Below are 21,098 nucleotides of genomic sequence, written 5' to 3'. Positions count from 1 at the left end.
GGGCCGTCGTCCATTGCGCTGGTCAGCCGTCCGCATTCCGGACGGTTCGCTCGACTATTTCCCGCACCCGGTCCAGGAAGTCCCGCACCTCGTCCGGAGGCAGATCCCACGCCTCCGCACGAGGGAGTTCGAAACTGCGCAGCGCACGGCCCACGAGTGGCCGGAATTCCGGCTCCGAGTTCGAGAGGATCTGTCCGGCAGCATATTTCGCGACCCAGCGACCGGTCCGGCAGAAGACGACAGCACGGCAGCCGTTGAGGATCCGATTGTCGGCCAGATGCCCCGCACCCCGCGAATGGTCGCGCACCGAGTCCAGAACCGCGGCCAGCTGATCCTCGTGCGACGGCGCGGTGAGTACCTCCCGCACCGGCCTGCCGAACAGCAACCGCCCCGACTGATACCCGATAGCCCGATCGATGACGAACCAGAACGCCGGTGACCCCGACGAATCGTAGGTGGCCTGATACGGCAACAGCGGCCCGGTATTCAGGTTCAACCGGAATCCCGCCGCAGCCGACGGCCGAGCGGCGAAGTCTGCGTCGTACAGGACCAGTTCCAGACCCGTGGCGGGGCAGGTCTGGTCCGTGAGCGAGTCCGCCAGCTCCCGCACCACCGGTCCCGGCAGCGACGGATCGACCACGACCGTGACATCGATATCGCTGCGGCCGTGCCGATAGTCCTGCAGCGCAATCGATCCCACGGCGAACACACTCACCAGATGCGATCCGCACACCTCGCGCGTTCGCCGCACGAGCTCGGTCAGATACGGGCGCACCTCGACGGGCACCGCCTGCGGATCGGCGAGCAGGCCGGTCATCAGGTCTGCGGAACGTCGATCGGAATCTCGCCGCCGAGGTGGTACCCCTCGTTCAGCCGCAGGGTGTCTCCACTCCAGAACCGGCCCGGGTCATACCAATTCGCGCGTCGCTCGGGCAGCAACCCCATCGACTGATAGGTCAGGGCCACGATCTCGGCGCAATAGGCGCTGCGCAGATCCTGTCCCGACGGCGAATCCTGCTGGGCCGCACGCTTTCTCCCCCGCACCCGGGCCAACCGGCCACCGAACCAGCGCGCGGCCAGGGTCGAGGTCGACGGGAACGGCAGCCCGTCCAGCCGGGCCACGGTGCGCAGCGCGGCATCCTCCATCTCGGCGGACACCGGACGGTCCAGCTGACGCAACCAGGCGCGCTGGCCGTAGCGATTCACCCACACCAGCACCGCATCCCGCAGATCGTGCAGCTGCGCGCCGCGCTGATGGTGGCCGGACCACATGTCCGGCAGCGACCTGCCCAGTTCGGCATGCCAGATCAGCACCGGTAGATCATCCATCGCGATCACCATGCCGACGTGATTCACCGGGCTGTTCGTGGTCATCCGAATCGCCCGGTCCGCCGCCGAATGCCCCCGGAACAACCACAGATCCCCGGTCCTGGTGAGCTCGAGTGCCCGGTCCAGGTGGATGCTCTTCTCCGCCATACCCAGTAGCCTAGGCACATGCGCTGGTGGAAGGTACTCGGTTTGGCAGGCGCGGCGGGCGTCGCCGCGACGGGAGTGGTGATCGTGCGCGCGGAACGCAAACGGCGTTCGTACACACCCGATCAGATCCGCAGCCGGTTGCACGAGCGAGTCGCCGAACTCGAATCAGGCAGCGACAGTTCGGATCAGACCACCTGAGCGGGCGAATATCTCGGTCCGGCAACGTCATCGGGCAGGTGTCGAGCCCCGGCCGGATCAGCAGGCGACCGGAAGATCCAGGCTCGCCAGCAGATCGCGGACGCGACGGCCGATCTCGTCACGAATCGGGAGCACCTCGGCGACCGACAGACCGGCCGGATCGTCCACGATCCAGTCCTCGTACCGGATGCCCGGCACCAGCGGGCACATATCCCCGCAGCCCATCGTCACGATGACGTCGGCGGCCCGAATGATCTCGTCGGTCCAGCTCTTGGGGAATTCGTGGGAGATATCGATCCCCGCGTCGGCCATCGCCGCGACCGCCGCCGCATTGAGTCCGCCGCTCGGCTCGGACCCGCCGGACCAGGCCAGGGCGCGTCCCTGCGCGTAGCGTTCGAAGAACCCCAACGCCATCTGCGAACGCCCGGCATTGAAGGTGCACAGGAACAGCACCACCGGAATGGCGTGTTCGATCCGTCCCTCGACGCGGGCGCGGGCGTACAGCCGCTGCCGGGCGAAACGCTCGGCCAGCACCGGCAGATACAGCTGTACCGACGCCTGCGTCCCGAGTTCGGCGTAGGAATCGTAGAGGTATTCGTGAATCGTGTTGGCCTCGAACAGAATGGTGAACTCGCAACACAGCCGTCGTTCGGCGCGGCGCAACGCCGTGCTCTGCACGATGTCCAATAACCGGTAGGCCGGAGTGATCTCGGCGTATCCGGCCCCATGGGTCCGTTCGGGCATGGCCACGATATTTACGATCGCACCGGCACGCTGCGGCGGCAACCGAACTCATGATGAATCCGGTTGAACCTTCCAGCAACGAACGGCCGTACCTTCGACGAAGCCGCACGATATCGAGGGCCCTGCGAAAACAGTTAGCGCAGAGAATTTTTCACCCGGAAAGGTACTCCGAGATCACATCGCCGACCACCTCGGGCTGCTCGAGGTGCAGGAAGTGCCCGGCCTCGGACACCGGCACGATGCGGCTGCCCCTGGGCAACCTGCCGCGGACGGCATCGAACAGCTGTGGTCGCATACATCCGTCCGAGAGCCCGTGCAGTTGCAGACTCGGCTGCTGCGGTGGGGCCAGCACGTAGTTCTGGAAGGCGGCGTGCCGATCCGAGAGACGATGGGGCCGTGCGAAACTCCGGTAGTAGCCGATGACCGCGCTGCGCTGCGCGGAGTCCTGCACGGATTCGGCCAGGTAGCGCAGATCCACACTCGCGTCGTAGCCGGGCGACCAGGTCCGCCACAGCAGTGCGGTCATCCGATCGAACACCCTCTCCGGCACCACCGGAAGCTGATTGACCATGACGTACCAGCTCTTCACGGACTGCAGCAGGATCTGCGGAATCTGCTCGACGAGCCGACCGCGCGCGGGGGTGAGGCAGCCCAGCGGCGGCACGGCCAGCGCGACGATCCTTCGGAACGGTGAATCATGCATCGCCGCAATGCTGTTCGCGGTGATCGCACCCCAGTCGTGGCCGATCAGGACCGCGTCGTCGGAGTCCACGAGCGAGACCACGTCCAGGGCGTCGGCGACGAGTGCGCCGACCGAGAGGTCACCGTTGCGGGGAATCGTGGACGGCCCGTACCCACGGGTGAACGGTGCGACGGCGTAATACCCCTCGTCCGCCAATCGGGGCGCGAGATGCCGCCACGTCCACGCGGTATCCGGATATCCGTGCAGGCACAGCGCCAGCGGTGCAGTCGGATCGCCCCAGGTCAGCGCATGGATACGGACGTCATCGAGGTCGAAGGTCCGCCGCCCGGCCGCCGCGCTCACGATAGGACCGCCTCACGCACTGGACCGCGGCCGCCCGCCGACGCTCCGAGCCCCGCAGCGCCGAACTCGTCCTGCCCGGATGTCACGGCCCTCCCGCACGGCCGTACTCTCGCCACTGGTTTCGACAATCTTCGGCCTCGATTCGGGAGGTAGTGAACTGTGTTAACCGACACCGTAATTTCGGCCGCCGGGCACTGGCAACCTCCGAACCGACCGGAACGATAGTGACGATCGCGCACCCGACCGACGTTTCGGGTTCCGACCGGTGAGCGGATCCGCTCGCGGGTCCCGGCCACACGTGCCGTGGGCCGCAGTTCGACTGCTCGCACTCGTTGTCGTCGTGGCCGTCGGGCTCGGGTTGTTCGTACCGTGGCCGCCTCCCCGAGATCCCGCACCCGCCGTCGCGAACGCACGTCCGCTCACCTGCCTCGATGACGCCCTCACCGCGTACGGGGACTCCGGACACGGCTGGACCGGCGGCGATTCGACCTGGTCGACCGCGCTGCCCGGCGGCCGTGAGGTGTTCGCGTTCTCCGATACGTTCCTGCCGCCCATCACCCCGCCGAGCCGTCCGGCCGACGCCGGATTCGTACACAACTCCCTGCTCGTCCGCGACGCCGACGGCCACCTGTCAAACATCGTGGGAGGGACTGTGGCGCAACCGGATTCGCTGCTCTCACCGCCGAATCCAGCGGATTGGTTCTGGCTGGGCGCGGCGACGTATCTCGATGGCGCACTCCAGATTCCGCTCACCGAGTGGCGCTCTGCCGGACCGGGTTCGCTCGATGTCACCTTCGTCGGCTCGGCGCTGGCCCGCCTGAACCCGGACGACCTGCACGAACCCGCGTCGATCACACCGTGGCCCCGCTCGCGCGGCATCCAGTGGGGGCAGTGGGTGCAGCCCGAGGGTGCGTGGACGTACGTCTACGGCATCGAACCGGTCGCGGGCCGCAAGCACCTCCACATCGCACGCATCGCGGGAACCGATCTGCGGCAGCGTTTCTCGTACTGGACCGGCCGAGGATGGTCGAGTTCCGAATCCGATTCGACGCGGATCGCCGACGGGGTCTCCGCCGAATTCTCCGTCCACCGCCTCCGGGCGAATGCTTATCAGCTGGTCACCATGCAGGACGGCGCACTCGGCAATCGAATCACCGCCCGCTACGCCCCGACCCCGATGGGCCCGTTCGGCCCCGCCGTCACGCTCTACCTGACACCGGAGGCGGGCGGGTCAGGCTCGTACCACGATCCTGCCGTCTACGCCTACAACGCCCATGTCCACCCCGAATTCTCCACCCCCACAAGACTTGTCGTCTCCTACAACGTCAACAGCCTGAACACCGCCCCCGGCAGCGAGGTGTACCGCCACGCGAGCATCTACCGCCCCCGATTCATCGTGGTGACACTCGACGACGCGGGCAGCGCCTCGGCTCGGCCTGCGCGGGAAGCCTGCCGATGACCCCGTAAGCTACAGTGCTGCAACATATCTCACGCACGATCCAATGTGACGCGCTGGGTGTCGTGAGTATCGAGCAGACGCAGTCCGTGCAGGACCTCCGCGTCCGGGTCGAGGTCGCCGGACCACCAGGTCGCGGACCGGACCGGAAGTCCGCGGGAGCGGTACTTGTTCATGATCTCGATGTGATCGGGAAGCCGCATGAACGCCTCCAGCCCGGCGGGATCGGCCCATACCGACAGCGATCCGATCTGACGGGCGCGGGCCGGGCGGATGTAGGTCGTCACGCCGACCGCGTCGTCGAGCCGCACGAGCTGGGTGGCCAGGCTCGTCGCGGCGAGCCAGATCGCCGGGACGTCCGTGGCCCGGGACGGGCTGAACTGGGTGAGGCTGAACATGTACGGCCCCGGTGCGCTCGCGGCCGAGCCCGGCTGCCAGCGCATGGTCAGGGTGAAATCGGCCGCCGGAGCTCCGCCGGCCCGACGCCTCTCCCGGCTCTGCCGCACGAGCTGCGGCAGGCGGCCGAGATCGGCCCACATGATGTCCCGCCGGGAGGAGAACGCCGCGGAGACCAGGCGCGCACTCGTCGAGAACGCGGCGAGACTCTTCGCCGACCAGGGCTTCGCGGGAACCTCGCTGGATCAGGTGGCCGTACTCGCCCGGGTTACCAAAGGCGCTGTCTACCACCACTTCACGAATAAACAGGCACTGTTTCGCGCGGTCCTCGAACTCGTCGACGAACGAACCGTGACCATGATCGCGAGCACCGCGGGCTCGGTCGACTCCCCCTGGGACGCCACGCTCGCGGGCCTCAGCGCCTTCCTCGATCGCTGCCTCGATCCCGAATATCAGCAGATCTGCTTCCGCGACGGCCCCACCGCCCTGGGCTTCGTGCAGTGGTGGGAACACGGCGAACGCCATGTCGAAGGCGTCCTGACCGCAGCCCTGGCCGCTCTGCGCGAGGACCACTCGATCGTCACCGCCGACACCGACGCCCTGGGCACCGCCCTGTACGGCGCACTGACTGCCGCCGCCCTCACCATCGCCCGCGCCGAGGACGCCCAGCAGGCCCGAAATGCCATGGGCCGCACGATGGTCGAACTGCTCGAGGGCCTGCGACCCGCTCCGTGATGTCGCTCCCCCGCGCCATCGGTTCCCTTGACGTGCTCAAGGCTGAAGCGGATGGCATGCCGTGGTTCCGGTACGCAATAGGTCAGGTAGATCATCTTCCCTCAGGAGACGCCACCCACCGATCCCCCTCTCGACTCCTCGTCGGCGTTCTCCGAACGCATTCCGACGACTCGTTCGCCGATGGGCAGCGCACCTCGGCGCCGTAACTGCCCACATCTACAGCGGCACAAACCTTTTCAACATCGATGTGGTGCGGACCGGGCCGGACCGATATCGCGCACGGCCCGAGTCCGCCCGGCTCATCGCAGGATTCGAGAATCCGCGAACGCCACCGGTGTGGCGCTGCCGATCCCGGCGGACCCCAGGTCCAACTGGTTGAGCATGTTCTGAATCGCGACCCAGAAATCCATTCGTGCACTCCTTGTCTTCGCGACCGACTCTCGGCCGGAATCCTGTTCACTACGAACCGCGCCGATCGGCGCGGATTTCACCGCCGCTGCCAGCGCAACGCGCGGGACGGGCAGAGTTTGATCGCCTCGGCGGCGAGCCCCTGATCGGGGGCGGCATCGCGGAGGATCGGATAACCCCAGTCATCGAGATCTATTGCGCCGGACAGAATGTGAGCGCAAATCCCGTGTCCGGTGCAGGCGATGCGATCGACGGCGAGCACGCTCGTATCCGAGGGTGCGGCGGTGCCGAGAAGGCGGTTCATCGGTGACATGGGGGCGTCCTGAGGATGGGGTGGGCAGCGATCTTCCGGCCGGGGGCGAGGCGGTGCCGAACACCTCGAGCGCCGAGCCGAGGAATCCGGCGACACCGTCGGGGTAACCACACGCACCCCGGCCGGTCACCTGCTCGAGCCTGCGGGCGAGACGATCGGCCGCGCCGACGGGCGGACGCGGCCGCAACACACTCGTCAGATCCTCGAGCAACGCGGGCAGCCCGAACATGCAGGGCCCACACTGCCCGGCCGACTCCCCGACCGCGTACGCCAGCACCTCCAGCAGGTCACCCCACGGGTCGATCCCCGCCTCGATGACCCGCAACGTTCCGACGGAAGGACGAATCCCGAACCGTGCCAGGCTCTCCCGCGACCAGAGTGCGTCCTCGGCATCGGCAGCGGACAGAAATCCACCGCCGAGCCCGCCGACCCACACCGCCTGCATCGGCACGGTGAGTCCCCCTGCGCGATCGAGGATCTCGTGTAGACCCATGCCCGCCTCGACCGCGTGCACACCGGGCGAGCCCACCCCGTTGGCGAGCGTGACCAACTGCGGTCCCGGCTCCTGGGCAGTGCCGTACGAGCGGAACCACTCGGGCCCGTTCTCGATGATCTGCTGTACGCGCCACACGGTTTCGGCATTCAGCACCAGCGTCGGTGGCAGGCGTCGGCCGTGCGGATCGCGGCTGCCCGCGGTGACGGGCTCCGAGCGCATGAGCGGTCGCGCCGGCCCGCCGTAGGCCAGCCGGGTCAGCGCCGACTCCTCCGAGGAGACGTACCGGCGCGGCACGACAACGGTGTCCACCCGCGCCGCGTGCAACGCCGCGAGAGTATCCGAATCCCGATGCGCCGCAATCCTTATATGCCTGCGCGTGAGATGTCGTGCGCCTTCCAGCACCTCGGGCAGATGGTGGGCGACCACCCAGGCGTCCTTGCCGGAATCGAGCTCGCCGTCACAGGCATTGACGATCAGCTCGGCGTTGTGGCGTTCGGCCAGTTCGAGTTTCATGCCGGTGGGAAATCCCGCGCCGCCTCGTCCGGTGAGTCCGGCGTCGAGCAGCAGTTCGGACAGTGCGCTCATGACCACTCCTGTGCCGCGATCTGCGCGCGGCGGCGGGTATCGGGATTGCGGCCGAGCCAGCGCCATGCCGCGACGGCCACCATGGCCGCCGCGCAGGTGGCGGCGACCCCGAGCAGCACCGGATTGTCCGGAGCACCCGTGGTCAGTGCGTGCACGACCGCGAGCGGCGCGATCGCGTAGGACAGATAGTGCACCGCGCGCCACACTCGCACCGGCAGCCGATGGCGCAGCAGCGAGGTCAGGTTCAGGGTGAGCAGGATGTCGAATGCCATGGCGCCCAACGCCACCCACTCACGGCGATAGCCGGAGGCGAACGGCACGATCGCCGACCACCAGCCCAGATGGACGTAGGTGTCGACCAGGGCGGTCAGAATGTGCACCGCCAGGAAAACGGTCATGCCGAGGGCGAGCGTGCGATGCACTCCCATCGCCACGGCCATCGCCGCACTGTGCGGGCGCGGATGCGCGGTGGTCAGCAGTCCCAGCAGGACGACGAGCGTGAGCAGGATCAGGGTGACGACTCCGGCCGCCCGCGACAGGTACCACAACCACGGACTGGTCATGACGCACGCCGCAGCGCCCGCACGTCCAGCATGTTCTGCACCGATGGCGTCGGCGTCCAGGACGGCGGCAGCTCTCGCAGAATGCCGGGCGCCTCGGTAACCGCGAGGCTGAAAGTACCTTCCTCCCAGGCTATTTCGACGGTCAGTCCGGCGATCGCCAGAATCGCGGCCACGGAGATCCCGGCCGCGACTCGACGAATTCGCTGCAGACTCGGACTGTTGTTCATCGGGCATCCGCCTTGGATACTCCGTTGTTTACAGCGGAGCGACATAGACGGGTGTGTCGTTTGTGCCGCACGACTATTTCTTTCGATAGTATGTTCGAATGGATGAGGTGGTGCGGTACACGTACCGGCTTCGGCCCGGATGCACCGCCGAGAAAGCGCTGCTGGCTGAATGGGGGCGTTGTCGATGGTTGTGGAACGAGGCAGTTCACCAGGACAGGTCCGGGCAGAAGCCGACGTTCGCGCGGCTCGGGAAGCTGCTGACCCGCGCGCGAGCGACGATGCCGTGGCTGCGTGAAGGTTCCCAAGTCACGCAACAGCAGATGCTGCGCGGTTACGCGCAGTCGCTGGATAAGTCTTTCACCGTGAAGGGGCGTGGTCGCCCGAAGACCAAGTCCCGCAAGAGTTCCCTGCCGTCGCTGGAGTACACCATGCGGGGGTTCTCGATCCGTGAGGGTCGTTTGATCCTGCCGAAGGGTGTTGCGGTTCCGGTGGTGTGGTCGCGGGAGTTGCCGTCCGAGCCGACGTCGGTCCGCGTCAACCGGGACAGTCTCGGACACTGGTATGCCTCGTTTGTCGTACGACGCGAAATCACGGCCCGCCCGTGCGGCCAGGGCAGTATCGGGATCGACTGGGGTGTGAGCACCACTGCGACCACCACCGATCCCGCCTTCGATCTCCCTCATGTCCGCCACCGCAGGCGATGCGCTGCGGAGTTGGCGAAGGCGCAACGCAAGATGGCGCGGCGTCACCGGATAGGCCGCCCTCAGTCGCGGGGATACCTGGAGGCCAGGAGACATGCTGCCCGGCTGACGAAGAAAGCTGCCCGCCGAACCATGCACGACTCGCGGGTCTGGGCCAAACGCGTTGTCGACCACCACGACCTGATCGCCGTCGAGGACTTCAAACCAAGGTTCCTGGCGAAATCCAACCTGGCACGTAACGCCGCGGACGCTGCGATCGGCGCGGCGAAACGTGAACTGATCGAGCGTGCCAGGCGGGCCGGGCGGAAGGTGGTGATGGTCCGGCCCGCATACACGACCATGACGTGCAGTCGATGCTTCGCGAGAACCAAGCGACTCGAACTGCACGAGAGAGACTTCCGGTGCCCGGACTGCGGTTACGCCGACAGCCGGGACCGGAACGCTGCCAGAGTGATTCTGGCCGTGGCAGAACGGGGCCACGTCAGTGTCGAGGATGTCAGACAATCGGATCACCTCCTGCGGGTGGATGGTTCGGTTGCGGTCTGAGCTGGAAATCTCCCGCCCTCAGGCGGGAGAACCGTTAAGAGATCCGACTTTCTCCGCACACCCGAACCCGTTCACCGCTTCCGGTGAATCGTGAATTACCGGTTGGTCTGCGGGATTTCGATGCTCAGCGGCATCCGCAGTTCGGATACGTACCACATCGTGAACTGCCGCAGGAACTCGTCGAACATCCAGTAGGCGTCCTTGCTGGGCGGGACGACGCCGAGGATGCCTTCGCGCACGGCCAGGAACGGACCCCAGCTGAACTGCAGCAGCGGTCCCCAGACCGGCTCCCGCGCGACGTTCAACTCGTCGGCGATCTTGTCGCCCAGGATGAATCGGGTGAACGCGCCCAGGATCCCCCGGCTGAGCAGGGTCAGATCCAGGTCCGCACCCAGATTCAACAGCTCGTTGGCCAGCCACCGACCCTCGGGCGTGGGCTCGAGGATCGGGTCCAGCACCTGCGCGGCCTGGGCGTTGGCCTGGTCCCACGACACCGGGATGTACTCGTCGCGAATACCGAGCAGATGCCCCGCGAGCTGCCAACTGTGCAGGTACCCAACCGATTCCGCGGCCGGGATCGGGATCTTCCACTCGGTCAGCACGCGCATGATGCTGGTGCCCAGACTGTGCCAGGTGACCATCAGATCGTCCTGGCTGATCGGGGTGTGCCCCTTGGGCCAGACCGGCGCGGTCGGCAGCAGATGCCGCACGGCGGCATGGATGATCCTGGTCTTGACGCAGGTCACGATCATTTCCCCGCCGGGGGCGTAGGCGTTGACCGCGCCGATGTCGTAGCCGAATTTCGCGGTCTTGGCGATACGTTCCTTGAGGTGCGAGCCGCCTCGGGAGTAGTACACCGCGAGCGCCTCGTGCGGGATGACGTTCGACATCATGCCGCTGGCGAACGCGTAGAGCACCCCGAGATAGGTTCCGCGCTTCTGCTGGAACTGAAACGAGTCGGCCAGCTTGCCCGAATCGGCCCACGAGGGCAGCTGTCGCGCGTACTCCATGAAGTCGCGCAGATTCTTCGGCAGCCCCGCGGGAATCGGTTGATCGTTCTTGATCCAGGTCGCCAGCAGCCGATTGACCTGGGGCACATCGGCGTGGTCCATCACATCGGCCACGACCGGATCCGCCTCGGCGTCCCACACCGTCATCGGGTCCGCGCCCTGGCCACTGCCGAGGACCGAACCGCTGGGCGACCAGGTCCAGGGTTCGGCCCGGACCGTTCGCGCCCCTAGTGCGAGTGCGCCGGCGGCTCCCACGAAGCCGCTGCCCACTCGCAACGCGTCACGTCTGTTGAGTCCGATTCCATCCATGCCACGTTCCTCTTCGTCGAGTCACTGATACAGAGATACAAAGTCTGCATCTGCGTATCTCTATATCAGCACACTGTGTCTGCCATCACAAGCCGAGGAAGCGGATTTTTCGCACTAGACGAGCGGCTTGCCCTGGGCGTGCCGCGCCCGCATCTCGCGCAGGTACGTCTCGAACGGATACAGCCGGAAGCTCTCGGGCAGAACGGTGAAGACCGCACCGATCGCCCGCATCACCACCTCGAACGCCCGCTGCCGCCCCGGCCCCCACGCCAGATCCAGTTCGTCCCGGAACTGTTGCGGCAGAAAGCCCGTGGTGAAGAACCGATTGACCCGCCCGAACAGGATCTGCTCGAACCTGGAATAGGGCCCGAGATCGACGACCTGCTCGAGCAGGTAGCGGCGCACCTCGTCGTCGAAGGACATCTCGCCCACGTGCGTATCCCAGTACTCCGCGAACGCGGCTCGATCCGGCGGCCACATCTGCTGGCGCACCTGCAGCGTGGTGCCGAATCGCGCGGCCTCGCGATAGAGCTCGTCGGCGGCTTCCTCGTCGATGCCGCCGTAGAAGAAGTTCAGCGAATCCACCGTGCCGCGATACAGACATGCGGCGACCCACAGCTGCAGTTCAGGGTCGAAGGCGTTGTAGGCCACCGGACTTTTCGAGTCGGAACGGACCTGGCGGTGCGCGGTGTTCACCGCCGCGCGGTAGATCGCGCGATCCTCGTCGGTGCCGAGCATCGCCACGGCCAGGTAGGTCAAGGTCGTGCGACCACGTTTGCGCGGATGTAGATCGTAGCGACCGCTCTGGACCTTGCTCTCGATCACGCCCCGGCCGACCGGCGCCAGGCCCAGTTGCATGATCACGTTCGCCGGGCCGCCGAGCAGTGCCGCGGGACCGGCCATGAACCGTTTCCGGTCGGTCGGTGCATCCTCGGCCGGATCGTGCCGACGCAGGAATCGGGTGGGGAGAGACATGGATACTCCACGAGTCGATGAGACGATTTTCACACCATCATGTCAGTGTGAACAGCGCCTGACAATGCACCCCGGGTGGGGCTCGCGGCCCGGCAAACGATGTTGTAAGTTACTCAACATTCTTGTTCACCTATTGTGACCCGCGCAACGCGGATACGACAGTAACATGCTGATAAACAGGTGAATTCACTCATGCTTAGCGATCGATCAGGAGTGGTAAGTGAGGGCACCATCAAGTTCAAGAGCAGCGGTGAAGGCGATCGCGGAGCCCTTCGCGGCCCTGTCCGTGCTGTTCCGGCGCGGTGTCGTCGAACCTCAGCACCCCGTCGAGCTGATACGAACCGTGCATGACTCGGGAATCTACGGGCCCTTCGTGACCGTCCTGCGCCACGCCCGGCGCACCCGGGGAGCATCGAATGCGCTGATCGACGAACGCGGCACACTCACCTTCGAACAACTCGACCAGCAGTCCGACGCGCTGGCCCGCGGACTGGCCGCGGCGGGCATCGGCGCGGGAACCGTCGCCGCGCTGCTGTGCCGCGACCACCGCGGCATGATGCTGTCACTGCTGGCCGCCGGCAAGCTCGGCGTGCGAATCGTGTTGATGAACACCGGATTCGGCGGTCCGCAACTGGCCGCGGTCGCCGATCGCGAGAACGTCGGCGCCATCCTGCTCGACGAGGAATTCCTCGGCCTGCTCGACGACATCCCCGCGACCGTCCCCCGCTTCCTCACCTGGGTCGACGACCCGGACACCACGTCCGGCGAGATCAGCACGGTCGAGGCCCTGATCGATGCCCATCCCACCGGCACGATGACGGCCCCGAAACGTCCCGGCGGCATCGTCATTCTCACCAGCGGAACCACCGGAACGCCCAAAGGCGCTCCGCGCGACAAGGTTTCGCCGTTGCAGTCCGCGCAGTTCCTCGATCGGATACCGCTGCCCCGCGATTCGGTCATGATCATGGCCGCACCGACCTTCCACGGCACCGGCCTGTCCCAGCTGACCCTCGGCTGGGCGCTGGGCAACGCGATCGTCTGCCGGCAGCGGCGCTTCGACGCCGAGCGCACCCTCGCCGATATCGCGAAATACGGTGCCGCAGCACTGGTTCTGGTGCCGACCATGCTGCAACGCATCGTCGATCTGGGCGAGGAGGTGCTGTCCCGGTACGACACCTCGACACTGCGCGTCGTCTTCGCCGCCGGGTCGTCGCTGTCCCCCGACCTGAGCCGCCGCACCGAACAGATCTTCGGCGAGGTCCTGTACAACCTCTACGCCTCGACCGAGGTCGCCGTGGCCGCGGTGGCCACCCCCGAGGACATGCGCATCGCACCCGGAACCGTCGGGCGTCCGCCGGTGGGTTGCCGGGTCGCGATCTACGACGCGCAGCGGCGCGCGGTCACCGAACCGGGCGCGATCGGCACCATCTTCGTCTCCAGCGGCCTGAGCTTCTCCGGGTACACCGACGGCAGGCACAAGGAGATCGTGGACGGCCTGCTCTGCAGCGGCGATCTGGGCCATTTCGATTCCGCCGGAAGGCTTTTCATCGACGGCCGGGAGGACGACATGATCATCTCGGGCGGCGAGAACGTCTACCCGCTCGAGGTCGAGAATCTGCTCGTCGACCGCCCCGACGTACTCGAGGCCGCCGTCGTGGCCGTCGACGACCACGATTTCGGCAAACGACTGCGCGCGTTCGTCGTCCCGGCCCAGGGAACCCCGGGCGACTCGCAGGAGATCATGACCTACGTCAAGACGCATCTGGCCCGGCACAAGGTGCCGCGCGAGGTGATCTTCCTCGAGGAACTACCGCGCAACGCCACCGGCAAACTGCTGCGCCGCGAGCTCGAACAACTCGATATCGGCTGAGGCGAGCGGTCCGCCTCCGCTCCCCGCGCCACGTCGCGATCGCCACGCGATCCGCGACGCTCCGGCGTATTCACCGCACCGAGCCGGGCAAACCGGGTGATACGCTGAATCGAGCATCGTATCTCAGTACCATTCGACGAGATCAACGTCGGCAGACATCACATATCTTGTCGTCTCACTCTTGTCGGCACATCGTGGACGGAGATCGCGCGGGTAGGAGGAGTCGTGGCACAGGTGGAATCGGGAACGGCCTCGGGCGCGGAACGGCTGATCGCCCGCGCCTACACCGAGGCGCTCGAACAGGTCGACGAGGTCGACGAAATCCGTTTGCGCCTGCTGGATTCGGCGTACGACCAGTTCTGCCGGATGGGTATCCAGCGCTCGACCATGGAGGACGTCGCCCGCCGCGCCGAGGTCTCCCGGATCACCGTCTACCGTCGCTTCGCGACCAAGGACACCCTGGTGGAACAGGTGATCCTGCGGGAATTCCGGCGGTATTTCGACCAATTCCTCCTGGACATCCGCCAGGCGAGCACCGTCGGCGACCGAGTGGTGATGGGCTTCGTCAGCTCGTTGCGGGCCATCCGCAGCAACCCGCTCATCGGCGGCCTGCTGGAAACCGACCCCGACCTGCTGGTCAGCATCCTGATGCGCGACGAGGGACGCACGGTCGCCGCGGTCCGCCAGTTCGTCGCCGGTCAGCTGCGCCGCGAACAGGGTGCGGGAAATATCGGCCCGGCGGTCGACACCGATATGGTCGCCGAACTGATGGTCCGCGTCTGCGCGTCCTTCCTGGCCATCCCGAGCCGGCTCATCGACCTGGACGACGACGCCCAGCTCACCACCCTGGCCCAGCGCTTCCTGGTCCCCATGCTCGAGGCCCGGGACTGACGCCGATCGGGCGCAGGGTGGCGCTACCGCTCGGCGGCGCTCAGACCTTGCGGCCGATCGCGCCCCACAGCGAGACCTGCTTGTCGTGGCTCGGCGGGTGTTCGATGCCGTCGTTGCGCCACCGGTGGATCACCTCGACGCCGGGCTCGAGCAGTTCCAGTCCGTCGAAGAAACGGGACACCTCGGCGCGGCTGCGCGGACGCACCGGAATTCCGCGGTCGATGTAGACCTGCAGCAGTCGCATCATCCCGTCCGGATCCTCCGGGCCCTCGTCGAAATCCGTTGTGACGTGCGACATCGCGAGGTACGAGCCGGGCGCGAGCGGCTCCATCAGCGCCTTGACGATCTCGTAGACGTCGCCGGGCACGAAGTGCAGCAGCGCCATCGCCGAGACCGCCACCGGCTGGGTCAGATCCAACGTCTCGTTCAGCTCGGGGGCGGCCAGGATCGCGGCCGGATCCGCGGCATTGGCCTGGACGTAAGCGGTGCGGCCCGCGTCGGTGCTCACCAGCAGCGCCCGCGCGTGCGCCAGCACGATCGGATCGTTGTCGACATACACCACCCGCGCCTCCGGCGCGCCCTCCTGAGCGACCTGATGCAGATTCGGCTCGGTCGGAATACCGGTACCGATGTCCAGGAACTGCCGCACGCCCTGTCCGACCAGAAAACGCGTGGCGTGCCGCATGAAATCGCGGTTGGTGCGCGCGGTCACCCGGACCGCCGGAAAATCCTGTAGCGCCTGCTCCGCCGCGGCCCGGTCGGCATCGTAGAAATCCTTGCCGCCGAGAAAATAGTCGTACATCCGGGCTGGATGCGCTACGTCGGTACGCAGGTCGATCGGGCCGTCGGCCACGGGGAACTCCTTGTCGGATCGAATCTTTACGATGGGAGATATACCCCACGCAGATATACCCCATGCGGGCAAGTAGCCCAACGTATTCCGGCATACCGACCCCGGTTCGATCGTGGCGGTCATCGAGCGCTCGCCTCGCACGCGCCGGACAGTCCGTTTCCCGGCTCCGACCGGAACCAGTGCGTCGTTACGGCAGCTCGCGGGCTACGCGCCGAGGCATGTCGGCGCCCGGCGGTATGGTTGCCCTCGTGGGTGATGTTGTTGTCGCCGGATCCGGTTTGCCCGATGCGGGCTTGGTACGCAAATGGCTCGACGAGGCTGCCGATGCTCCGGCGGCCCTGCCCGACGAGGGGTACGTCGCGCTGCTGGGCGCCGATGGGCCGGAGCTGGACGAACTGTGTCGAACCGCCGATCTGCTACGTCACCAGGCCACCGGTGACGTGTTGACCTATGCGGTGAACCGAAACCTGGACACCGCCGCGGTATCCGGCACGAGCGCGCCCGCCCGCGCCCGCCTCACCGCCCTGGTGGCCGAGGCGCGCGAGCTGGGCGCGACCGAGATCTGCATGCAGGGACCGCTTCCGACCGACAGCGACGACGACTACCTGGCGTTGATCGAGGCCATCGCCCAGGCCGGGCCGATCCACCTGCACGCGTTCCGCGCGCCCGAACTGCTCGACGGCGCCGCGCGCCGCGAGATGCCGCTGCCCGATTTCCTGGCCGCGGCGCGCGAGGCCGGACTCGGCTCGGTCCCCGGCACGGCCGCGCGCATCCTCGACGACGACGTGCGTGCCCGCCTGCTCGGCGGCCCCGACCTGCCGGTGCGCACCTGGACGGAGGTCATCGAGACCGCCCACCGGGCAGGTCTGTTCTCCACCTCCACGATGGTCTACGGCCACATCGAGACGCCCGCGCAGCAGGTCGCCCATCTGCGGCTGCTCGCCGAGATCCAGGATCGCACCGGCGGTTTCCACGAATTCATCGCGATGCCCTTCAGTCCCGGCCCGGTATCGCCCGGCGTCGGATCCCTGCCCGGACCGTCCTGGCGGCAGACGCGCGCGGTGCATGCGGTGGCACGTCTGCTGCTGCACGGCCGGATCGCGAACATCCAGGCCGCATGGCCGAAATTCGGCTTCGACGCGTCGGTCGACCTGCTGCGTGGCGGTGCCAACGACCTGGGCGGACTACTGCTCGACGGCCGCCTGGCCCCCGAATCCTTCGCCGAGGCGGGGCTGACCCTCAGCACGCGCGAGATCGAACAGGCGGCGCAAGCCCTGGGCCGCACCGCGCGGCAGCGCACCACCGGATACGCCGATGTCTGAACTCACCCCGGTCGACGTGCTGATCGTCGGCGCCGGTTTCGCGGGAATCGGCATGGGCGCCCAGCTGGCCCGGCGCGGGCGCGAATCGTTCGTGATCATCGAACAGGCCGACGACGTCGGCGGCACCTGGCGGGACAACCGCTATCCCGGTGTGGCATGCGATATTCCGGCCCATCTGTACTCGTTCTCCTTCCTGCCCAATCCGCGCTGGAAGCGAATCTTCGCCGAGGGTGCGGAGATTCACGAATATCTGCGCACCTGCGTGCGAGAGGAAGGCCTGGAGCCGCATCTGCTGCTGAACTGCACTCTGCGCCAAGCGCATTGGCGCGAGTCGGACGGCCGGTGGATCGTGCACACCAGTCGCGGCAGCTTTGCGGCCACCACCCTGGTCGCGGCCACCGGACGACTCACCGAACCGAAGATTCCCCAGGTGGAGAATCTGCGCGAATTCCGCGGCAGGCATTGGCATTCCGCGCGCTGGAATCCCCGGGTGTCACTGGTCGGCAAACGGGTCGGGCTGGTGGGGACCGGAGCCTCGGCGATCCAGATCCTGCCGCGGCTGGCCGGCGAGGCCAGCGAGGTCGTGGTCTTCCAGCGTTCGGCGCCCTACGTTCTCCCCCGCGGCGACCGCCTGTACAGCCGCGAGGAAATGTCGCAGTTCGCCACCGACCCGGCCGCCATCACGACCTTGCGGGACGAGTTGTTCGCCGAGGCCGAGCGCAGCATCCCGGCCCGCAAACGGCGGCATCCCGAAATCGACCTGCTGCAGCAGCGAGCGCTGGATCACCTGTCGAGCCAGGTGCGGGACCCCGAGTTGCGCCGGCAGCTGACGCCCGATTACGAGATCGGCTGCAAGCGAATCCTGTTCTCCGACGACTACTACGCGTCCTTGCAACTCGATCACGTCCGGCTCGAGCCGACCGAGGTGACGCGCGTGACCGAGGAGGGCGTCCAGGCCGCGAGCGGAAACGTCTTCGACCCCGAGATACTGGTGTTCGCAACGGGTTTCGACACCACTCGGCTACCGATCGCCCGGCAGATCCTGGGCCGGGGAGCACTGCCGCTGGCCGAGCGGTGGAGCAACGGCATGGTCGCGCACGCCTCCACCACCGTCGACGGTTTCCCGAACATGTACGTCCTGGACGGCCCGAACGCCGCGCTGGGGCACAACTCGGCGATCTACGTCATCGAGACGCAGATCGACTACGTGCTGGGCGCTCTGGACCATCTGGCCTCCACCGCCGACAAGGTCCTGGAGGTCACTCCCGAGGCGGTGCAGTCCTCCACCCGCCACATCGACGAACTGGCCCGCGACACCGTCTGGACCCGCGGCGGCTGTACGAACTGGTACCGCGACGAACGCACCGGCCGTCTCACGCTGCTGTGGCCGGACTCAGCGACATCGTTCCGCCAGCAGAACGCGACGTTCGACATCGCCGCCTACCGCGCGTCGGCGAGCTGAGCCGCACACGGGTCATCGGTGGGCGCGCACGGCGTCCGCCAGCCAGGCGAACGCTGGCACCGCGCGCGGTCCCAGCGGGCGACCGTCGATCAGGCTCAGCAGTTCCCAGTACCGTTCGACTCGCGGTTCGGCGACCAGATCCAGCCATTCGAGCAGTGCCGCGGTGTCGGTCGCACCGAGGCCGGCGGGCACGATGCGGTCGAGAACCGCACGGCCGGAATCGGATTCGGGTGCGATCCCCCGCTCGACGGCCTGCCCGGCGTGTTCGAGTACGAGTGGCCGGATCTGCAGGCCGAAGTCGATCCGATAGTCGGATCCGCCGCTGAGCACCATCTTTCGCATGGTGCGCTCGAATTCGGCGTCCGAGACGAGTTCGGCCAGTTCCAACCAGGCATCCACCTGCGCGGAGGTCGGGTCGTCAGGTAGCCGCGGTGGTGTCTGCCGCATGAATTCCGCGATGACGAGCGCGTCCGGATCCTCGACACCGCTGAAGACCCGGTCGACGAAACCGTCGACCAGACGCTGCCGTTCACGTGCGGACAAATTGGCGAGTCTGTGCATGAGGGACAATCCTTCGGTCTGATTTTCACGGTGGACGGCGCTGTGCAATACGGCCCGATTCAGTCGCAACGTCCGGATCTGCGCGTCCAGCGCTTCGACATGACAGGCGACGACCTCGGCCGGCGTGACCTGCCGATCGAGCAACTCCCGCACCCGCTGCAGCCCGATCCCGAGCTCTCGCAACGTCCGCACCAGCTCCAGCCGCCCGACCGCCTCGGCGCCGTACAACCGATAACCACCCGCGGATCGCCCCACCGGCGGTATCACCCCGCTGTCGGACCAGAACCGAATCGTGCGCGCCGACAACCCCGTACGCTCCGCGAGCTCCCCGATCGTGTACCGCACCACCGCGTCGTCCATGCCCTCAACCTGCACCTTCCACCCGCTGGAACGTCAAGCCAACAGACGGGCCGTCAGCGCAACGTCTCGATTGCCACTCTCAGTTCTCGCAGCGCCTGCTCGGCGAGCTCGGCCATGGATGTCCGATTCCCGGGTTGCAGCCAGCGTTGGAAGGCATCGCCGAGGGCGAGCGCACCGATGTTGGCGGCCACGGCGGCAGTGGGTGACTCCACCCCACGCGCGACAAGTGCATCCGCCATCACCGTGGTCAGAGCGGCGGCCTTGAGCAGGTCACGCTCCTTCAGATCGGAATTGTCGTCGATGACCGCCTGACGCTTCGCCAGAAACTCCCGGCGGTCGTCGGCGAAGCCGGCAGCGAACGCAGCCAGTGCCGCGCCGATCGCTTCCATGGGGGTGGCTCCGGCGGGCGAACCGGCGATGGCGTCGGCGAACATCTCGCGGTACGCATCCTGACCGGCGAACAGAATCTCGCGTTTGTCGCCGAAGTGCCGAAAGAACGTGCGTTTGGTCAATCCCGCACGCTCAGCGATCTCCACGATCGTGACTTCTGCATATCCGCGGTCGGCGAACAGCTCCACCGCAGCCACTCCCAACCGCCCTGCCGCGTCGGGCTCCCAGCGACTCATGCCCACATCCTAAAGCGCACAGCGATCTGATGACACCAAGTGTCGTGAGTGATAGCCTGACGACACTTGGTGTCATGACGGCATCGTCATCGATACCGCGGTAACCATCACCCTGCGGAAAGGAATCACAATGAAAGACTTTCGCGCCGCGTACGGCCAGTACGCGATCGTCACCGGGGCATCCTCGGGCATCGGCGAGCAATTCGCGCGGCACCTCGGTGCCGCCGGCGTCAACGTCGTTCTCGTGGCGCGCCGCAAAGACCGCCTGGAGGCTCTGGCCGCCGAGCTTTCCCGCACCCACGGCACCGACAACATCGTGTTCGCGCTGGACCTTCTCGCCGACGGCGCCGTGGACGAATTGGCCCGTGAGGTCAGCGATCTCGACGTCGGGATCGTCGTGGCGAACGCCGGAATCTCTTCTGCCGGACCGCTGGTGAACAACTCGCTGGCCACCGAACTCGACGTCCTCACCCTCGACGCGGCCGTGCCACTGCGGATGGCACACCACTTCGGGGGCGAGTTCACCCGCCGCGGTCGCGGAGCCATCATCCTCGTGGCGTCCAGCCTCGAAGCCAGCGCCACGCCGTTCACGGCCAACTACGCGGCAGCGAAGGCATACGTGTCATCACTGGGCCAGGCGTTGCACTACGAACTGAAAAACCACGGCGTCGACGTCCTGGTCGTATCCCCCGGGATGACGAAGACCGAAGGCGCGCAACGATCCAACGGCCTCGACTTCCAAAAGATCAGCAGCACGAGGATGGCGCCGTCGCAGGTGGTCCAGGCAGCGTTGCACAACCTGGGCAAGCGCGCGCGTGTCATCCCCGGCGTCACCAACAAGGCCGCGGACCTACTGATCAAACACGCTCTTCCGCGATCGTTGTCGGTCGACATGTTCGGCCGGCTGTTCAGCCGCGCACTCGTCGACACCGCACCGCGCGAGTCCTGATCCGCAACGAAAACCATTCTG

Annotated in this window: 23 protein-coding genes; 9 read left to right on the top strand and 14 right to left on the bottom strand. The window is 66.8% G+C overall.

What is annotated here, in order from left to right; genetic code table 11:
* Nucleotides 1–22: 22 nt before the first annotated feature.
* A complete protein-coding gene (locus tag K7711_RS22785; RefSeq protein WP_222971472.1) occupies nucleotides 23–817 on the bottom strand; it encodes an aminoglycoside adenylyltransferase domain-containing protein in 795 nt (264 codons plus the stop codon).
* A complete protein-coding gene (locus K7711_RS22780; RefSeq protein WP_222971471.1) occupies nucleotides 817–1,476 on the bottom strand; it encodes a hypothetical protein in 660 nt (219 codons plus the stop codon). The genes K7711_RS22785 and K7711_RS22780 overlap by 1 nt, the downstream gene beginning before the upstream one ends.
* Nucleotides 1,477–1,494: 18 nt before the next feature.
* On the opposite strand from K7711_RS22780, the gene K7711_RS22775 reads away from it, so the two are divergent.
* Entirely contained in the window at nucleotides 1,495–1,674 is a 180-nt protein-coding gene (locus tag K7711_RS22775) for a hypothetical protein (protein ID WP_040830491.1), read from the top strand.
* A 57-nt stretch (nucleotides 1,675–1,731) separates the two neighbouring features.
* Here K7711_RS22775 and K7711_RS22770 read toward each other — a convergent pair whose 3' ends face one another.
* Nucleotides 1,732–2,418: an arsenate reductase/protein-tyrosine-phosphatase family protein gene (locus tag K7711_RS22770; protein WP_222971470.1), complete on the bottom strand. Its 687-nt coding sequence runs from the start codon at nucleotides 2,416–2,418 to the stop codon at nucleotides 1,732–1,734.
* Between the two features lie 151 nt (nucleotides 2,419–2,569).
* Nucleotides 2,570–3,463 (bottom strand): alpha/beta fold hydrolase, encoded by an 894-nt coding sequence (locus K7711_RS22765; protein WP_222971469.1) that lies wholly within the window; start codon nucleotides 3,461–3,463, stop codon nucleotides 2,570–2,572.
* Nucleotides 3,464–3,728: 265 nt separating this feature from the next.
* Here K7711_RS22765 and K7711_RS22760 point away from each other — a divergent pair, with 265 nt between their 5' ends.
* On the top strand, nucleotides 3,729–4,922 hold the full coding sequence (locus K7711_RS22760; protein WP_222971468.1) for a DUF5005 domain-containing protein: 1,194 nt from the start codon (nucleotides 3,729–3,731) through the stop codon (nucleotides 4,920–4,922).
* Between the two features lie 29 nt (nucleotides 4,923–4,951).
* Here K7711_RS22760 and K7711_RS22755 read toward each other — a convergent pair whose 3' ends face one another.
* Nucleotides 4,952–5,458, bottom strand: a complete 507-nt coding sequence (locus K7711_RS22755; protein WP_222971467.1) for a hypothetical protein — start codon at nucleotides 5,456–5,458, stop codon at nucleotides 4,952–4,954.
* Here K7711_RS22755 and K7711_RS22750 point away from each other — a divergent pair.
* Nucleotides 5,457–6,050, top strand: coding sequence for a TetR/AcrR family transcriptional regulator (locus K7711_RS22750; RefSeq protein ID WP_222971466.1), 594 nt, complete (start codon nucleotides 5,457–5,459; stop codon nucleotides 6,048–6,050). The genes K7711_RS22755 and K7711_RS22750 overlap by 2 nt on opposite strands.
* 487 nt (nucleotides 6,051–6,537) lie before the next feature.
* Here the strand turns inward: K7711_RS22750 and K7711_RS47735 are convergent, their stop codons facing one another.
* Genes K7711_RS47735 through K7711_RS22730 form a run of 4 tightly spaced genes read right to left on the bottom strand, consistent with a single transcriptional unit; the run spans nucleotide 6,538 to nucleotide 8,642 of the window.
* Nucleotides 6,538–6,720 carry a ferredoxin gene (locus K7711_RS47735; protein ID WP_308014896.1) on the bottom strand — a complete coding sequence of 61 codons (183 nt, stop codon included), beginning with the start codon at nucleotides 6,718–6,720 and terminating at the stop codon, nucleotides 6,538–6,540.
* Nucleotides 6,641–7,852: an NADH-ubiquinone oxidoreductase-F iron-sulfur binding region domain-containing protein gene (locus K7711_RS22740; protein WP_235747624.1), complete on the bottom strand. Its 1,212-nt coding sequence runs from the start codon at nucleotides 7,850–7,852 to the stop codon at nucleotides 6,641–6,643. The genes K7711_RS47735 and K7711_RS22740 overlap by 80 nt, the downstream gene beginning before the upstream one ends.
* Nucleotides 7,849–8,415 carry a ferric reductase-like transmembrane domain-containing protein gene (locus K7711_RS22735; protein WP_222971464.1) on the bottom strand — a complete coding sequence of 189 codons (567 nt, stop codon included), beginning with the start codon at nucleotides 8,413–8,415 and terminating at the stop codon, nucleotides 7,849–7,851. Before K7711_RS22735 ends, K7711_RS22740 begins: the two co-directional genes overlap by 4 nt.
* Complete coding sequence (locus K7711_RS22730; RefSeq protein WP_222971463.1) at nucleotides 8,412–8,642, bottom strand: hypothetical protein; 231 nt, start codon at nucleotides 8,640–8,642, stop codon at nucleotides 8,412–8,414. The genes K7711_RS22735 and K7711_RS22730 overlap by 4 nt, the downstream gene beginning before the upstream one ends.
* 98 nt (nucleotides 8,643–8,740) lie before the next feature.
* Between K7711_RS22730 and K7711_RS22725 the strand changes: the two genes are divergently transcribed.
* Entirely contained in the window at nucleotides 8,741–9,889 is a 1,149-nt protein-coding gene (locus K7711_RS22725) for an RNA-guided endonuclease InsQ/TnpB family protein (RefSeq protein ID WP_222971462.1), read from the top strand.
* 95 nt (nucleotides 9,890–9,984) lie between these two features.
* Here the strand turns inward: K7711_RS22725 and K7711_RS22720 are convergent, their stop codons facing one another.
* Entirely contained in the window at nucleotides 9,985–11,208 is a 1,224-nt protein-coding gene (locus tag K7711_RS22720; protein ID WP_222971461.1) for an oxygenase MpaB family protein, read from the bottom strand.
* Nucleotides 11,209–11,322: 114 nt separating this feature from the next.
* A complete protein-coding gene (locus tag K7711_RS22715; protein WP_222971460.1) occupies nucleotides 11,323–12,183 on the bottom strand; it encodes an oxygenase MpaB family protein in 861 nt (286 codons plus the stop codon).
* A gap of 250 nt (nucleotides 12,184–12,433) precedes the next feature.
* Between K7711_RS22715 and K7711_RS22710 the strand changes: the two genes are divergently transcribed.
* Both K7711_RS22710 and K7711_RS22705 read left to right on the top strand, forming a co-directional pair.
* On the top strand, nucleotides 12,434–14,053 hold the full coding sequence (locus K7711_RS22710; protein WP_308014895.1) for an acyl-CoA synthetase: 1,620 nt from the start codon (nucleotides 12,434–12,436) through the stop codon (nucleotides 14,051–14,053).
* A gap of 225 nt (nucleotides 14,054–14,278) precedes the next feature.
* Nucleotides 14,279–14,944: a TetR/AcrR family transcriptional regulator gene (locus K7711_RS22705; protein WP_308014894.1), complete on the top strand. Its 666-nt coding sequence runs from the start codon at nucleotides 14,279–14,281 to the stop codon at nucleotides 14,942–14,944.
* 40 nt (nucleotides 14,945–14,984) lie between these two features.
* Here K7711_RS22705 and K7711_RS22700 read toward each other — a convergent pair whose 3' ends face one another.
* On the bottom strand, nucleotides 14,985–15,797 hold the full coding sequence (locus tag K7711_RS22700) for an SAM-dependent methyltransferase (RefSeq protein ID WP_308014893.1): 813 nt from the start codon (nucleotides 15,795–15,797) through the stop codon (nucleotides 14,985–14,987).
* A gap of 248 nt (nucleotides 15,798–16,045) precedes the next feature.
* Between K7711_RS22700 and K7711_RS22695 the strand changes: the two genes are divergently transcribed.
* Nucleotides 16,046–17,119 (top strand): FO synthase, encoded by a 1,074-nt coding sequence (locus tag K7711_RS22695; RefSeq protein WP_222971457.1) that lies wholly within the window; start codon nucleotides 16,046–16,048, stop codon nucleotides 17,117–17,119.
* Nucleotides 17,112–18,581, top strand: coding sequence for a flavin-containing monooxygenase (locus tag K7711_RS22690; protein WP_222971456.1), 1,470 nt, complete (start codon nucleotides 17,112–17,114; stop codon nucleotides 18,579–18,581). The genes K7711_RS22695 and K7711_RS22690 overlap by 8 nt, the downstream gene beginning before the upstream one ends.
* Before the next feature lie 12 nt (nucleotides 18,582–18,593).
* Here the strand turns inward: K7711_RS22690 and K7711_RS22685 are convergent, their stop codons facing one another.
* A complete protein-coding gene (locus K7711_RS22685) occupies nucleotides 18,594–19,502 on the bottom strand; it encodes a MerR family transcriptional regulator (RefSeq protein ID WP_222971455.1) in 909 nt (302 codons plus the stop codon).
* 53 nt (nucleotides 19,503–19,555) lie between these two features.
* The gene (locus K7711_RS22680) at nucleotides 19,556–20,080 is read right to left on the bottom strand and encodes a TetR/AcrR family transcriptional regulator (RefSeq protein ID WP_222971454.1); all 525 of its coding nucleotides are present in this window, start codon (nucleotides 20,078–20,080) and stop codon (nucleotides 19,556–19,558) included.
* 178 nt (nucleotides 20,081–20,258) lie between these two features.
* Here K7711_RS22680 and K7711_RS22675 point away from each other — a divergent pair, with 178 nt between their 5' ends.
* Nucleotides 20,259–21,077: an SDR family NAD(P)-dependent oxidoreductase gene (locus K7711_RS22675; RefSeq protein WP_222971453.1), complete on the top strand. Its 819-nt coding sequence runs from the start codon at nucleotides 20,259–20,261 to the stop codon at nucleotides 21,075–21,077.
* Nucleotides 21,078–21,098: the final 21 nt, after the last annotated feature.

Source organism: Nocardia coffeae, from assembly GCF_019890715.1.
Taxonomy (GTDB): Bacteria; Actinomycetota; Actinomycetes; order Mycobacteriales; family Mycobacteriaceae; genus Nocardia; species Nocardia jiangxiensis.
Note: the sequence above shows the minus strand (reverse complement) of the source record. Positions and strands in the feature narration are given on the sequence as shown.

Bases quoted from the DNA above. Each gene is read 5' to 3' on its own strand.
- K7711_RS22715 (WP_222971460.1), bottom strand. From the start codon at position 12,183: ATGTCTCTCCCCACCCGATTCCTGCGTCGGCACGATCCGGCCGAGGAT.
- K7711_RS22750 (WP_222971466.1), top strand. From the start codon at position 5,457: ATGATGTCCCGCCGGGAGGAGAACGCCGCGGAGACCAGGCGCGCACTC.
- K7711_RS22730 (WP_222971463.1), bottom strand. From the start codon at position 8,642: ATGAACAACAGTCCGAGTCTGCAGCGAATTCGTCGAGTCGCGGCCGGG.
- K7711_RS22690 (WP_222971456.1), top strand. From the start codon at position 17,112: ATGTCTGAACTCACCCCGGTCGACGTGCTGATCGTCGGCGCCGGTTTC.
- K7711_RS22785 (WP_222971472.1), bottom strand. From the start codon at position 817: ATGACCGGCCTGCTCGCCGATCCGCAGGCGGTGCCCGTCGAGGTGCGC.
- K7711_RS22720 (WP_222971461.1), bottom strand. From the start codon at position 11,208: ATGGATGGAATCGGACTCAACAGACGTGACGCGTTGCGAGTGGGCAGC.
- K7711_RS22770 (WP_222971470.1), bottom strand. From the start codon at position 2,418: ATGCCCGAACGGACCCATGGGGCCGGATACGCCGAGATCACTCCGGCC.
- K7711_RS22740 (WP_235747624.1), bottom strand. From the start codon at position 7,852: ATGAGCGCACTGTCCGAACTGCTGCTCGACGCCGGACTCACCGGACGA.
- K7711_RS22775 (WP_040830491.1), top strand. From the start codon at position 1,495: ATGCGCTGGTGGAAGGTACTCGGTTTGGCAGGCGCGGCGGGCGTCGCC.
- K7711_RS22725 (WP_222971462.1), top strand. From the start codon at position 8,741: ATGGATGAGGTGGTGCGGTACACGTACCGGCTTCGGCCCGGATGCACC.
- K7711_RS22675 (WP_222971453.1), top strand. From the start codon at position 20,259: ATGAAAGACTTTCGCGCCGCGTACGGCCAGTACGCGATCGTCACCGGG.
- K7711_RS22780 (WP_222971471.1), bottom strand. From the start codon at position 1,476: ATGGCGGAGAAGAGCATCCACCTGGACCGGGCACTCGAGCTCACCAGG.
- K7711_RS22735 (WP_222971464.1), bottom strand. From the start codon at position 8,415: ATGACCAGTCCGTGGTTGTGGTACCTGTCGCGGGCGGCCGGAGTCGTC.
- K7711_RS22685 (WP_222971455.1), bottom strand. From the start codon at position 19,502: ATGGACGACGCGGTGGTGCGGTACACGATCGGGGAGCTCGCGGAGCGT.
- K7711_RS22755 (WP_222971467.1), bottom strand. From the start codon at position 5,458: ATGTGGGCCGATCTCGGCCGCCTGCCGCAGCTCGTGCGGCAGAGCCGG.